The organism is Halorubrum trueperi (assembly GCF_042662525.1).
Taxonomy (GTDB): Archaea; Halobacteriota; Halobacteria; order Halobacteriales; family Haloferacaceae; genus Halorubrum; species Halorubrum trueperi.
On the sequence record NZ_JBHSXI010000005.1, the window covers coordinates 56,187 to 68,882 of the forward strand.

Annotated in this window: 11 protein-coding genes and 6 pseudogenes; 9 read left to right on the top strand and 8 right to left on the bottom strand. The window is 63.6% G+C overall.

The features are described 5' to 3' along the window. Positions 1 to 184: 184 nt before the first annotated feature. Both ACFQEY_RS05800 and ACFQEY_RS05805 read left to right on the top strand, forming a co-directional pair. Complete coding sequence (locus ACFQEY_RS05800; RefSeq protein WP_379765705.1) at positions 185 to 703, top strand: hypothetical protein; 519 nt, start codon at positions 185 to 187, stop codon at positions 701 to 703. A gap of 3 nt (positions 704 to 706) precedes the next feature. Then, positions 707 to 811: pseudogene (locus ACFQEY_RS05805) on the top strand (DUF5793 family protein); the annotation flags it as partial. Positions 812 to 851: 40 nt separating this feature from the next. Here ACFQEY_RS05805 and ACFQEY_RS05810 read toward each other — a convergent pair. The 7 genes and pseudogenes from ACFQEY_RS05810 to ACFQEY_RS05840 all read right to left on the bottom strand — a co-directional run. Beyond that, positions 852 to 935: pseudogene (locus tag ACFQEY_RS05810) on the bottom strand (DNA polymerase domain-containing protein); the annotation flags it as partial. A gap of 15 nt (positions 936 to 950) precedes the next feature. Next, entirely contained in the window at positions 951 to 1,520 is a 570-nt protein-coding gene (locus ACFQEY_RS05815; protein ID WP_379765708.1) for a hypothetical protein, read from the bottom strand. Beyond that, positions 1,513 to 2,787, bottom strand: a complete 1,275-nt coding sequence (locus ACFQEY_RS05820; protein WP_379765744.1) for an NRAMP family divalent metal transporter — start codon at positions 2,785 to 2,787, stop codon at positions 1,513 to 1,515. The genes ACFQEY_RS05815 and ACFQEY_RS05820 overlap by 8 nt, the downstream gene beginning before the upstream one ends. Positions 2,788 to 2,846: 59 nt before the next feature. After that, positions 2,847 to 2,969, bottom strand: a complete 123-nt coding sequence (locus ACFQEY_RS05825; protein WP_379765711.1) for a hypothetical protein — start codon at positions 2,967 to 2,969, stop codon at positions 2,847 to 2,849. Continuing rightward, on the bottom strand, positions 2,966 to 4,582 hold the full coding sequence (locus tag ACFQEY_RS05830; protein ID WP_379765714.1) for a sodium:solute symporter family transporter: 1,617 nt from the start codon (positions 4,580 to 4,582) through the stop codon (positions 2,966 to 2,968). Before ACFQEY_RS05830 ends, ACFQEY_RS05825 begins: the two co-directional genes overlap by 4 nt. After that, positions 4,576 to 5,332, bottom strand: a pseudogene (locus ACFQEY_RS05835) (TenA family protein). The gene ACFQEY_RS05830 and the pseudogene ACFQEY_RS05835 overlap by 7 nt, the downstream one beginning before the upstream one ends. After that, positions 5,329 to 5,649, bottom strand: a pseudogene (locus tag ACFQEY_RS05840) (thiaminase II/PqqC family protein); the annotation flags it as partial. The pseudogenes ACFQEY_RS05840 and ACFQEY_RS05835, both read right to left, overlap by 4 nt. A 204-nt stretch (positions 5,650 to 5,853) precedes the next feature. Here ACFQEY_RS05840 and ACFQEY_RS05845 point away from each other — a divergent pair. The 6 genes and pseudogenes from ACFQEY_RS05845 to ACFQEY_RS05870 all read left to right on the top strand — a co-directional run bounded on the left by ACFQEY_RS05845 (position 5,854) and on the right by ACFQEY_RS05870 (position 10,888). After that, positions 5,854 to 7,128 carry a digeranylgeranylglycerophospholipid reductase gene (locus ACFQEY_RS05845; RefSeq protein ID WP_379765717.1) on the top strand — a complete coding sequence of 425 codons (1,275 nt, stop codon included), beginning with the start codon at positions 5,854 to 5,856 and terminating at the stop codon, positions 7,126 to 7,128. Positions 7,129 to 7,360: 232 nt separating this feature from the next. Continuing rightward, positions 7,361 to 7,942: pseudogene (locus ACFQEY_RS05850) on the top strand (MATE family efflux transporter); the annotation flags it as partial. Between the two features lie 609 nt (positions 7,943 to 8,551). Beyond that, on the top strand, positions 8,552 to 8,689 hold the full coding sequence (locus tag ACFQEY_RS05855; RefSeq protein ID WP_379765720.1) for an adenine nucleotide alpha hydrolase family protein: 138 nt from the start codon (positions 8,552 to 8,554) through the stop codon (positions 8,687 to 8,689). A 17-nt stretch (positions 8,690 to 8,706) separates the two neighbouring features. Further along, the gene (locus tag ACFQEY_RS05860) at positions 8,707 to 9,312 is read left to right on the top strand and encodes a TetR/AcrR family transcriptional regulator (protein WP_379765723.1); all 606 of its coding nucleotides are present in this window, start codon (positions 8,707 to 8,709) and stop codon (positions 9,310 to 9,312) included. 11 nt (positions 9,313 to 9,323) lie between these two features. After that, a complete protein-coding gene (locus tag ACFQEY_RS05865; protein ID WP_379765726.1) occupies positions 9,324 to 10,343 on the top strand; it encodes a polyprenyl synthetase family protein in 1,020 nt (339 codons plus the stop codon). Between the two features lie 308 nt (positions 10,344 to 10,651). Then, positions 10,652 to 10,888 carry a hypothetical protein gene (locus ACFQEY_RS05870; RefSeq protein ID WP_379765729.1) on the top strand — a complete coding sequence of 79 codons (237 nt, stop codon included), beginning with the start codon at positions 10,652 to 10,654 and terminating at the stop codon, positions 10,886 to 10,888. On the opposite strand, the pseudogene ACFQEY_RS05875 reads toward ACFQEY_RS05870, so the two are convergent. Then, positions 10,885 to 12,157: pseudogene (locus ACFQEY_RS05875) on the bottom strand (IS4 family transposase). The gene ACFQEY_RS05870 and the pseudogene ACFQEY_RS05875 sit on opposite strands and share 4 nt — an antisense overlap. 112 nt (positions 12,158 to 12,269) lie before the next feature. Here ACFQEY_RS05875 and ACFQEY_RS18770 point away from each other — a divergent pair. Continuing rightward, positions 12,270 to 12,428, top strand: a complete 159-nt coding sequence (locus ACFQEY_RS18770; RefSeq protein WP_465261630.1) for a hypothetical protein — start codon at positions 12,270 to 12,272, stop codon at positions 12,426 to 12,428. Positions 12,429 to 12,696 lie beyond the last annotated feature (268 nt).

A 12,696-nucleotide genomic window follows, 5' to 3' on the forward strand; every position in this document is an offset into this window, starting at 1 on the left:
TCATCTCCTCCTCGTGTTCAACGGGAGACATCCACCAGTACTGTTCGATGGGGCTAAAACGTGTGCCAATTGCGGTGAAAGTGAAGATGCGATGCCTCGCGCGTGGGTTCGTCGAACGCAGCGTGTAGAGCACCGGTCTGCTGGCTATGTAACGTCTTATGTCTCTGTCGTGGATACTGCAGATATGAGCGATGGGGATCGAGAAATCAGACGGATGGCTGTCGGTTTGACGGCAGACACGGTCGCAACCGCCGTGATCATCGTCTGGGGGCTGGCGTATCTGCTGGCCGCCGCGCTTGCGCCGGGGCTGATCGGGAATGTCTCGACCGCACTGTCGGCTGGCAGTATGGCGCTGATTGGCCTGTTGTTGCTCTGGAGCGTGGTTCGTGGCTCGCGACTGCTGACGGGACTGATGGCACTCGTCGAGATTGGCTTGATGGTCGGGAGCTGGACGGGCACGATCCGGTGGGCAGTCCCCTACGATCCGGAACTGGCCGCCGTGTCGATGGCCGGGATGGACTTCATCGTCGCCGTGGCGCTCGTGTTCAAGACGATTCAGCTGATCGACATCGAAATAGGCCCCCGCCAGAGCCATAGGGCACCTCCGTTGCCATTCGTCGGTTTCCGTCACCGGAGACAGGGGAAGCACGACAGGGGCGGCGTGAACGTTCAAGTTCTACCACCGCGTACGCCCGCGTGGTGAGGAATGGAACGCGACCAGTTCCACGCGGAGACCGCCACAATCGAAGAAACCGCCACCGATGCGTCGCGGGAGCAACCGGTACTCCGGATCCACTTTGACGGCCCGCGCGACCACTTGCGACAGAAGCTGTCCGAACGACTCCGCGAGGATCTCGCTGCGGGACGAACGCCACCCAGTCGTAGTGAGTCTCGTGTTCGAGCCGACTCTCGACAGGTTCCGTAATCCCCACCGCGAACGCCGCCAGCCCTCAGCAATTGGTGACTGCCGGGAGTGAACGGGTTCGATCGGCCCACTCTCGGAGCGTCGTGAGTGCCTCGCGCTCACGCTGTGAGACGGGGTCATCGGTGCCGAGCAACTCCCCCTCGTACGCGTTCAGGACCGCACAGGAGGCCTGCTCGCAGTAAGCCACGAGCCGATGTGGGGCGACCCCCTCGGCTTGAAGCGGGATGGTGGCGTCGTTGACGAAGACGGCGACAGGGTCGTCGGGCGCGGCGTCGAGGAGGCGGGTCGCGCGAGCGGCGTTGTCCGCGGCGAGTGCGACGGTCTCCGCCTCGGTCTCACCTGCGGTTCGTGGTGCGTGCGCGTCCAGAATACCGTGCCAGGCGTCGTCGGGAACCACGGTGAAGCGATTGAGGCGACCGCCGAGAAGTGTCCCGTCACGTTCGACCTCGGGCGCGAACTCAAGGACAGCAACGCCGGCAGCGCCCTTCCTGTCGATCCAGGCCTCCAGCGCGCGGGCGGTAAGTCGGGTTTTTCCGGCCTGTGAAGGACCGACGATCAGTGTCGACCCCGTGAGTGGGATCAGGAGGTCACTCATTGAAAGTGGAAGGGTCGACGAGCGACGCCCGAGCGTACTTCGCGAGGAGCGCGACCGTGGCGGCTGTAAGGGCAACGGCGAACGCAAGGATAGCGCCCGAGATGACGTCCACGTCGCCCGCGACCTGCTCGGCGACGAAGTTCGCAGCAAGCGCGCCGGTAACTGCGAGGAGTGTGAGACCGCCGAGGTTCGCGAGCGTCGAGTTGTGCTCGGGGACCGCCTCGGAGTTCAAAAGGTAGAGCACGACTGCGATAGCGAACGGTGTTCCAACAGTTCCGATGGCGAGCACGAGCGCGAGTTGCTGGAGGACCGGGCCGCCGATGAATGCGCCCGGTGCCGACAGGAGCGCGGCAGCGACCAGCAGCCCCCGGTAGCGGTCGTCGTCAACGGTGGTTCCCCAGCCGAGCTTGTCCGCAAGGAGAAACGGCGGGGCGATCGTGTTCCCGCCGAGCGTCGAGACCGCGGCGCCGAGCAACCCGAGGAGGAACAGCCACTCCGCATACCGACCAGCGAGCGGACCGAGCGCGCGGGCGGCCTCGACGGCCGAGAGGTTTCCCGTGGTGAGAACACTCGCTGTTACGAGGAACACCGCGACGCTGTAGGTGCCGAACGCGGCAAGCATCGACGCGCCGACATCGAACGTCGCGAAGTCGTACTCCTCGACAGTCCACCCTCTCGAGCGCATTGTATACGAATGCATTGTGATTAGAGTGATGTGGACGGCGCCACCAAGGACGCCCGCGGCGACCAGCGCGCTGCCGGCCGGCAGCGAGGGAATGAGGCCCTGCACGGCTGCGTCGGCGTCGACGGGCACGACGAACAGCGACGCGAGGAACGCGAGAACGACGCCAGCGACCAGCGCTTTCGCGGCCGTTTCGAGGAACCGGTAGCCCCGGGTGGCGAGGCCGACGGCGAGGACGACGGCCCAGACAACGCCCCAGATGCGAGCATCGACGCCGGTGATGGTCTCGGAGACGGTCGCGACCGTCTTCATGATGAGCAGCTGGGCGGACCCGGCAGCAAGCACCACATCGAAGACGAGCAGCCACGCCCAGCGGTCGCCAAGGTGGTCTTCGACGACGGCGACGATGCCGCGTTCGGAGAGGAGACCGAGCCGCATCGCGAGGTACTGGGCGAACGCGCCTGCAACGGCCGACAGCACCACGACCCAGAACAGCGTATAGCCGTAGGCGCCGCCGGCCGTGATCAGTGACGCCATCGTCGCCGGGCCTGCGGCGATGGCGCCCGCAACCCACGACGGCCCCATCCGACGCACGGACTCTCGCAGCGTCTCTATAGAGACGGCCGCACCATCGGTCCGCTTGCTCACCGGAGACCACCCCGGTAGTCGTGAGCAAGCACGTACACCTCGTAGACGAAGATCGCGGCGACGCCGAGCACTGCGGTCCAGAGCAGGACCGCGAACGTGGTCGGGCCAAGCGCGGTCACCGGTCGCTCACCTCCACATTCGACTCGTCGGCGTCGTCGCTCGCGGCCGGTGTGGTGTCAGCGCCGCCGGCCGGCGGTGTCGTGTCACCGACTGACGTGTCGGCGTTTGCAACGGGGCTGTCAAGCCGCTGGATCTCCCGGGAGAGGCGGTCGAAGTCGAAGTAGCTATCGCCCAGTCGAGCGGCGAGCAGCGTCAGGGCGGTTGAAACGAGGAACGCGCCCGCGAACGGCAGTAGATAGGTAGCATCAGGTGTCGGGAGCACACCGCCGAGCGCCGCGTCGACCGCCGCGTGCAGGCCGAAGGGGAACGGGAAGAACGTGGCGCCGACGGCGAGCCCGCCGAGCGCGCTTGCGAGTGCGCCCGGCCCAGAGAGTCGCCGGGAGAAGAGCCCGTAGATGAGTGGGAAGCCGACCGCGGCGCCAAGCAGGTCAGCGGTGAAGAACAGCTGGAGGACGCTCCGAGCGCGGAGACTCACCAGGATGGCTGCGACCGCGACGGCGACCGTGAGCATCCGGGCACCGCGTCGGAGCGCCTGGTCGTCGGGGTCGTTGAGTAGTCGTGGAAGGTCGGCGGTTACGAGACTCGACAGCGCGTTGAACAGGCTGTCGGTCGTACTCATTACGAGGACGAGCCCAAGCAGGATGACCGCGAGTACGAGCCAGTCGCCAAACGCACCCGCAAGCAGGACGAAGAACGAGATGCCAGCGTTATAGCCGGTGCCGCTCGTGACAACAGCGGCGTTCCCGATGGCGACGACGCCAAGCAGCGTCGCGATGACCATCACCAGTCCGTTCGCAACGGCTGCAGTGCGGAACCCCCGCTGGATGGTGTCGGCCCCATCGACGGCGTAGATGCGCTGCCACCACGTCTGGTTGATGAGCTCGGCACCGAGGACGGCGAACACGAGCGCGCCCCCGAACCTGAGCCCGGGCACGTACGTCGGGTCCAGCAGTGCCGGGTTCATCTGCTCGATCCCCTGGTGGACGGCGTCGGTGCCGCCGAGCGTAACGACGATGGCGGCGACGCTCACGGCGAGGAGCGGGAGAACGACTAGCGTCTGTACCGTATCGGTAATGATGCTCGCACGGAGGCCACCGTAGCCGGTGTACAGCACGACAAACCCGCCGACGAGAACCGAGGTCTGCCAGCGCGGGACCGCCGCAACGTACTGTAGCGCCTGCGCGATGCCCGTAAGCTCCGCGGCGAGGAAGACGAACATGTAGAGGACGCTGACCGCGAGCACGAAGGCGTGCATCGCGGTGCCGTAGCGGACGTACGCGTACTCGGTCAGTGAGTGGCCGTCGGGGATGACCGCGCGGATCCGCGGGCCGAGCTTCGAGTACGCGAGCATTGGGGCGGCCTCGCCGAGCGCGTAGCCCGCGACGGCGGCGACGCCGTAGAGCGCGCCGGCCTCGGGCGCCGAGAGTAGAATCCACACGCCCATCACCGAGGCGACCAGGGTCGCGGTGGTGCGGCCTTCGCCGGCGGAGTCGCGGGCGGAGATGAGGTCCTCCACGGAGCGGACTTCGCCGCGCGAGACCCAGAGACCGACCGCCGTGAAGGCGGCCAGCGTCGCGACGGTCAGCGCGAGCGCCGCGGCGGTCGTCACCACCGCCGCCCACCTCCGGGGACCGTCCCCTCGAGGTCGTAGGCCGACTCGAAGAACGCGACCTCGAGTTCGACCGTCCGCCGGAAGAGCCGGGCGAGCCGGCGCCGGCGGCGGGCGGACGCGGCCGCGCCCTCGCGGTCGAGTTCGTCGCGCAGCCAGGCCACGACGTCGGCGAACCCCTCGCCCGTGTGGAGGTCGATCCACTCCGAGCAGTAGAACCGGGTCGGCGCGTCGCCGTCCGCGGCAGTGGTCGCCCACTCGAGGTACGTCCACTCGGCGGGCGCGAGGACCGCGAGCGTCTCGGCGTAGCCGCCCTGTCGCGCCGCGCGCTTGAGGAGATCCGTGAACGCCCGCGTCGCCGGCGCCAGGTCGGGGTTGTCGTAGATTTTAGGTGGGACGTCGAGGGCGTCGAAAGCGTGCCTCGAAGTAGTCGTCCTCGTCGGCGGTGAGGACGGCGAGAAAGTCGACGAGCCGGGACTTCGCGGCCATCGAGGGTGCCTCGCCGACGGCGTAGCCGAATGCCCCGACGAGCCCCTCGATGAAGACATAGTCCTGGACGAGATAGCGCCGGAAGACGTCGTCGTCGAGGGCGCCGCTGCCGAGCTCGCGCGCGAATCGATGGGTCGTCGCTGCGGTCCAGTCGGGCTCGGCGTGCTCGTGAAGCCAGTCCGTGAACCGGGCGTCCGCGCGGCCGGCCGCGTACGCGTCGAAGGCGTCCGGGACGGCTGTGGTCCCGGGGCCGTCGTCGGTCACAGCGACCACTCTTCCTGGCGCCAGGCGGCGTCCCAGAAGCGGTACTCGTAGCGGGCCGAGGTCTCGAAGCGCTCGCGATAGCGCTCGCGGTCCGAGTTCGTGGCGTCCGCGGCGACGTCGTCCATCAGAGCCTTGTACCACTCGGTTAGCTCGGTGAACTCCTCGCCCGCATACATATTGATCCACTCGGCGTACCGGTCGTCGTCGGGTACGCCGCGTTCAGCGAGTCGCTTACCCGTCTCGTTGAACCCCCACATGCAGGGTAAGAGCCCGGTGACCAGGTCGCCGAACGTGCCGGTCGCCGCGACCCGCGAGAGTACGCGGTGATTCCCGCGACCGAGTGACGAATCCTAGAACTCGTGTTCGACGTCCTCGGTGTCGGCCTTCTGGATGATTGTACGTGAAGTACGCGATGGCTGTCTCCCCCGTTGCTTTCCTCGCCGGCCGCGCGCTCTGACGCGACGCCGGCGCAACTCCCCGGCGGGCCAACACTGATTACCATCGGAGAGAATGCAATAGGTATGCCTGATCGGTTCGACGTCGCCATCGCGGGCGCGGGGCCGGCGGGCGCGCAGTGCGCGCGAGACGTCGCGAAGCGGGGGTACGACGTCGTCGTGCTGGAGGCCGAGCCGGAAGCCGACTTCCCCCGGCAGAGCAATAAGTCGACGGGCGGGACGTTCCCCGCGATGCTCGGCTCGTTCAACGTCCCGGACGAGGTGGTGATGAACTTCACGGAGGCGGTCGTCCTCGAGTCCCCGAACGACTACTGGAAGCGGACGCAGCCGGGCGCGGTCCTCGACTTCGCCGCCTTCAAGCGCTGGCTTGTGCGGGACGGCCGCGAGCACGGCGCGACCTACTGGTTCGACGCCCGCGTCTCTCGGCCCGTCCGCGACGAGGACGACGAGATCGTCGGTGTCCGCTACAACGGCGACGAGGAGGTCTACGCGGACATCGTCGTCGACGCCACGGGCCCGGCGGCCGCGCTCGCGAAGCGAGTCGGCGTCTCCGCCCTCCAGCGGGAACAGCAGGCCGTCGGCATTGAGTGGGAGATGGAGGGCGTCGAACTCGATGTCGCCGGGTACGCCGACCTCACGGACGCGATGATGCTCCGCCTCGACCACGACTACGCGCCCGGTGGCTACGCGTGGCTCTTTCACACCGGCGGCGACCGCGCGAAAGTCGGCCTCTGCTACATCCAGAACGAGACGTATCACGCCGCCGCCGAGGACGCCCGCATCGACGACTATCTCGACGCCTGGCAGGCCGACGACCCGCGGCTCGAGAACGCGGAACGCCTCGAGGGCAGACAGCACCGCGGCTCCGCGCACGTCCAGCCACCCGGGCGGATGAGCGCCGCGAACTTCATAGCTGTCGGCGACACCGTCCCCTCGATCGACCCCGTCTGGGGCGAGGGCATCCACAAGTGCCTGAAGTCGGGGCGGGCCGCCGCCGTCACCGCCGACCGCTGCCTCACCGGGGCGAAAGACACCTCCGAGGGCGAGATGCAGGTCTACGATGACCTCTGGCACCGAGACGTTGCGCCGCGCGCCGATGTCCGCCTCCTCATGACGCACCTACTCTACTATGCGCCGAACGACCGCTACGACCGATTCATAGCCGACATGCGCCGTCTCAGCGTCGACACGCTCGCCAGCGCGAACGATGGGAATCCCCTTGCTCTCGCCCGCCTCCTCCACCGCAACGACCTCCCGCTCCTCGTGCAGTTCCTCCGCGAGAACTGGCCGGTCGTCGAGAACGCCCTCCCTGACGCCCTCCCGCTCCCCCGCGCAGACTGAGGGCGGCGGCGCGCCCCGCTCGCACAGCCGCCGGTCGCCCATCCCGCCAGCCGCCTGTCCCACGCGGCGGCGACGCGCCCGTCGTTTCAATACGTGTCAGGGAGGAGATCGGCGTATGGCGACTCACACCGCGGCATCGATCCCCGGCCCCGGCGTCCGCGACCTCGTCACACTCGGCCCGCGGCTCGTCCGCGAGGACCCCGTTGAGGTCGCTGTCGTGCTCCGCGAGTGCCAGGTCGTGGCTGCCTACGGGATCGGGACGCGCGTGTTCTCGGTGATTTTCCTGCCGGCGATCGCGGTGGCCCGTGGGGTCGAGACGATGACCGGGCAGAACATCGGCGCGGACAAACCTGATCGTGCCGAGCACGCGGCCGGCCTGGCAGCGAAAGTCCTCTTTGGCGTTCTCACCGGGGCGGGCATCCTCGTGTGGATTGGTGCAGCACCGATTGCGAGCGTGTTCACGACGGATGCCGCGGTCGTCGACGTGACCGAAGAGTTCCTGCGCTACGTCGCCCTGACGTTCGGCTTCATCGGTGTCATGCGAGCGTACACGGGGAGCTTCCGGGGGGCCGGGAAGACCCTGACCGCCGCGGCGATCTCCGTGGTGATGCTCGGCGTGATCCGCCTGCCCATCGCGTGGGTTGCGGCCGGGGCGATCGGTGAGACCGGCATTTGGCTGGCGTTCGCCATCTCGAACGTCGCTGGGACCGTGATCGCCTACCTGTGGTATCAGCGCGGAACCTGGCGAGAGGCCGACCTTACGGAGCGCGGGCCTGATATTGACGCATCTGAATCGACCGCGACAGACGATTAACGTCCAGCTTGTGACAGCGAGGGAATCCCGGCGCTCGCAGGGGAGGGGGTCACCGTCAGAACACCTAAGTCGGATCTGTCCCAATATTCGAGTATGACTAACTAGTCAGTCAGTCTCCCTGCTGGATGGTCACCAGCACCCGGGAATGATCTCGACGCGGCGACGGTCTACGTGTACGATCTAACCGATTCGAAGCGCATTCTCGTCTGTCTCCACTCGTCAGCGGAGGATACGGGCCCCTTCAGCTCCGCGCATCGACGATCGAGGAAACACCATCGGTCCACCGCCACGATTTCGTCGTCGCTGAGTACGACGACCCCTCGACGGCCACAGACGAGGTAGCGCATTCATGCACCTTGTAGTGAGTCGCTTTCTCCCGACCAGCCGGATGACGACGACGTCGACACCTGGCAGGCCGACCGGGATGCAATCGTGAACGAAGTATATGCCGTGAGCGGTGCACTACCGAAGCACTGACAATGAATAATACTCACACAGAACAGACAATGATTGATATTCACACAGGACTGTCAATGACTACAGACAATCACTGATACGCATACCGACGATGGAGCGAGCAGAAAGAATGGCTCGGCGTATTCGCGGATTTTGGTTCCGACGGATGGCAGCGAGCTGGCGCGCCGAGCGCTCGAGGAGGCATGCACGATTGCCGGGTTAACCGATGCGACGATAAACGATGGGGACGGGCTACGCCCCTACAACCGAAATTCCTTTGAGGCTCCTTGACTAACTAGTCAGTTAAGATGAGTGAGGGCGACACCGAAGCGGCCCACGAAGCGATCATGCAGGCGACGTACCGGGCCCTCTGCGAGCACGGGTACGCTGACCTCACGATGAAGGCAATCGCCGAGGAGACGGGAAAAAGCAAAGCAACCCTCCACTATTACTACGACACGAAGCAGGATCTGCTCGTCGCCTTCCTCGAATACCTCCTCGAGAGTTTCCACGAGAAAGTCCAGTTACGCGACGACGAGAACCCGGCTGCACAGTTAACCACCATTCTGGAGAAACTGGTCTTCGGCCCAGACGACTACAAGGCGTTCCAGACAGCGATGCTGGAGCTGCGCTCGCAAGCGCCCTACAGTGACGCGTATCGGGCCCAGCTCCGGGACAATGACCAAGAACTCACGGCCCTCCTCGCGGGAATCATCGAGCGCGGCATCGAAGAGGACGTCTTCCAGGATGTCGATCCGGATCGAACAGCCACGTATTTGCTCTCGACGATCGACGGCGCACGCACGCGGTGGATCGTTCTTGATGACGACGACGTGCTGACCACGGTCAACGAGGAACTCCAGGACTATCTCGCCGAGCGGATCCTCGTCGACGAGCAGGCGCTGATCAAGTAATCTCACCAGAAATGGAGAGTGACAGTCCTGCAGACGATGCGCTTGCAAATCGGAGAGCCACGATCCAGTCCGCGCTTGCCGACCAGCAGACTGCCACTCCCTCGCTGTCGATCTATGCGACCGCCCAACAGTCGCTCGAACCGACGAACCACCTCCTCGGCATCACGCTTCTGACAGCTGCGGAAGCGTGTACGTCCGACGCCACCGAGTACGGTCAGTGGACACCCGCCGCGCTCGCAGTCGAATATCTCGCCGCCTTCGTCCGTACGCACGGGAGTATCCTTACAGTAGAGACGAGTGACGTCCGCGATTCAGACACGGGCGATGACTGTCAGCTGTCGAAGCAAATCTTGACTGGCGATCTTCTCCACACCAGAGCGGTCGAACTCCTTCTTAAAACCGAGACGACGCATACCCAGCGTCAATCGTGCCTGCAACGATTCCTCGCTGCGAGCCGGCAGATCTGCGAAGGCAACGCCCTCAGGCAGGAGCTGGCGGGACAACCCATCGTCCAGTTGGACGACTATCTCCGCTTCATCGAAGCGGATGCAGCACTCTGGTGGGGGAGTGCAACCATCGGCGGACTTCTTGGCGATGGCGAGGACGAGCTGCTCACACATCTTGCGTCATTCGGTCGAAATCTCGGCGCGGCGATCCGATTAGCAGTCGACGCGAACTGTCTCGCCCACTCGTCCTCCACTACCGACTACAGGCGGAATATAGATATCCCGTCGAGTAAACGGGGAGGAACTCACCGTAGCGACACCGGAGATTCACGCTGTGACGCTCATGACACCGCTGAAGCTTGTGAAGAAGTTGATACTCTGGGTGGCGAAGCATTGCTCGCTGGGAGACCCGTGTTCAGGTCTACAGCGCACATTCCGGTTCGTCGCGTCGATGCGAACGACCTCCGGCATCGTGTTGACCGACGGTTAGACGAGGCGAAAATCCACGTTGAGTACATTGAACATTCGCGGCCACAACTCGTGCTTACGGAGATCCTGGACCGAGTTCGCTCAACGTTTGACTGAACGTCGAGTATTCGCCCTAGTGTGCCAAACAGAGCAGAGAGAAGCCAAATAGAGAGGAGGGAGGACCGTGCCTCAACTACGAAGTGCCGCAGGTGACCCGTAGCACCGGATGATGCCTTGATTCACGGTCCCAGGTCTTCAGACGGCCAGGATACGCATAAAACATCGTGCCAGTCAACTTCGCCTCTCTGCTATTGGTGGCAGAGAACGGGCTGTACCTGATAGCGATGCTGCTCGGTGGATTCCACTAGGCACAAGAAGGAATCGAGGAACTGGTTGGTGAGTTCGAGATTGATATCGAGGTTCTGATGTTAGCCGCGACCGCCGGTGCAGCGTTCCTCGGGCGCTGGGAGGACGCAATGTTCCTCGTCAATCTCTACGGCGCTGCAGAAGGCGCCGAGGAATACACGTTCGCGCGAACGCGAGCGTCGCTCCGAAGCCTACTCGATCTCGCTCTCGAAGAGGCTCGGCTCATCACAGACGGAAACACACAGATAGTCCCCCCACGGAAGCTGACGTGGGTGACGTCATCTGTCTTTAGTTAAGCCTCACACCTCGGTTGTGTAGCGGTAGCGAGCGTCTCTTGTAAGATTAGTCGTTGCTTGTGGATCTTTTGACTGTCTTCGATCAGCCGGTCGAGCAGCGGCGGTGGTGAGTAGCCGAGGAACTCACCGAGTTCGTGGAGAATGAGCTGGGCGTGCGACCGGAAGGTCGCCGCCCAGCGCTCTGTCGGAAACACAAGCTCATCATCCGCCTGCTCGGTGACTAGATCCAACAGATCACGGCTTACAAGCAGCGACAGCAGTGCTGCGTACAGTAAGATCTTCACCACGTGTTCGTCGCTCGTGTCGAACTCATCCAAGTTGTACTGCGTCTTCAGCTCACGGAACAACAACTCAACTTCCCACCGACATCGGTAGATCTGCGCTAAATCAGCCGGGAAGAACTCTTTTCTCACCAAATTCGTCATGTACAGATGGTAGTCGTCGGCGTCCTCGTCGCGGACGCCGACGACGCGAAATCGCTTCGTATCTAGCGACCGCGTCCCATTGTACGGCCCTCGTTTGAACTCTACTTCGACTTCTACATCGATGTACTTCCGATCGAGATCGTCGAGAACAGCTCGGAGCTGCTTGCCCTCTAAGGGAATGGCGCGACCGCGCCATTCCCGTAACTCCCCCGTAATCAGCGGATTCGCGTTCTGCTTCAGCCGACTCACGAAGTAGCCGTCGTTCTCGTCGATCAGCGCAAACCGGCGGTACTTGAAGTAGGCGAGATCGAACAACACGAGGCGATTCTTAAGCCACGGCCCTGTTTTGAACAAGGTGCTGTCGCGTTTTCTCGTTAGTAGTATCGAGCCGTTCAATCGTCTGCTCTGTGGCATTATGGAGCAGGTGGAGCTTCGCTCCAGCCTGCTCCTCTTGGCGGGCTTCGAACTGGTCTGAGAGAAATTCGTGTAACCGCAGTACCGTTCCATCAGCGATCATCACGTCTCTAAACCGGTCGATATCAGCGTCAACAGCGTTAGGAACAGCGACCTCGTCGAGACCGCGCTCGACGAGGTCGCAGAGGTACTCCGCAAGCGTCGGTGTCAACCGCTGATAGAATCCACCCGGAGAGATCGTCTCATCGGCAGTAGAGTTGTAACAGCGTCTAAACCCGGCGAGTGTTCGGCTTTCGCCTGCGGCGAAGCCGAACACGAACGCCCAAACGAAGGCAGGGATCTGGAGCTTGCGGTCACGTTCGACCACGCCGAGTTCCTCGGCGTGCTCTTCGAGGAACTCAGAGGGAAACAGTGTAGTGAGCCGACGCATAATCCGAGATGAGGAGTCCTTGTCGTGCACAGACTGGACTTCTCATTCCTTCCGAAAGATGCCTCGATAAGCCGCCGCTATCACGCGGTTTCTCGCTTAACTAAAGACGGATGTGGGTGACGTCTTCCACGTCAAACCCGGCGAATCGATTCGACTGACGGGAGGGTCATCGATGGTCACTTCACTGTTTCAGGCTGCTGTCACCGGCGAATTCACTACCGTCGATAAACAAGAGGATGACCGGGTATTTGTCGGTGAGGGTGACGAGTAGCCGACTTCGGAGACGAAGGTATCCTCGGAGTAATTCGATCGCGGTGGCGGCAGGAAGGACATCCTCACGACCCCGGTGATCCGATAGCGAATCGTACACAGTCACCACCAACTGTCCGTACCACCTGTCGGAGGATTCCTGCAGTACATCTTGAACGAGCGGTAGACTGGTCTCGTCGGCGTCACTAAGTACCTGTTCAAAGTGCTCTATTGAAAATGGAAGACAGCAGCGGGATCACGGCGTAATGAGTTTAGGAAAACGAGGTCGA

Excerpts from the sequence above, each read along its gene's own strand:
- ACFQEY_RS05800 (WP_379765705.1), top strand. The coding sequence starts at position 185 with ATGAGCGATGGGGATCGAGAAATCAGACGGATGGCTGTCGGTTTGACG.
- ACFQEY_RS05815 (WP_379765708.1), bottom strand. The coding sequence starts at position 1,520 with ATGAGTGACCTCCTGATCCCACTCACGGGGTCGACACTGATCGTCGGT.
- ACFQEY_RS05820 (WP_379765744.1), bottom strand. The coding sequence starts at position 2,787 with ATGGGGCCGTCGTGGGTTGCGGGCGCCATCGCCGCAGGCCCGGCGACG.
- ACFQEY_RS05845 (WP_379765717.1), top strand. The coding sequence starts at position 5,854 with ATGCCTGATCGGTTCGACGTCGCCATCGCGGGCGCGGGGCCGGCGGGC.
- ACFQEY_RS05860 (WP_379765723.1), top strand. The coding sequence starts at position 8,707 with ATGAGTGAGGGCGACACCGAAGCGGCCCACGAAGCGATCATGCAGGCG.
- ACFQEY_RS05865 (WP_379765726.1), top strand. The coding sequence starts at position 9,324 with ATGGAGAGTGACAGTCCTGCAGACGATGCGCTTGCAAATCGGAGAGCC.
- ACFQEY_RS05870 (WP_379765729.1), top strand. The coding sequence starts at position 10,652 with ATGTTAGCCGCGACCGCCGGTGCAGCGTTCCTCGGGCGCTGGGAGGAC.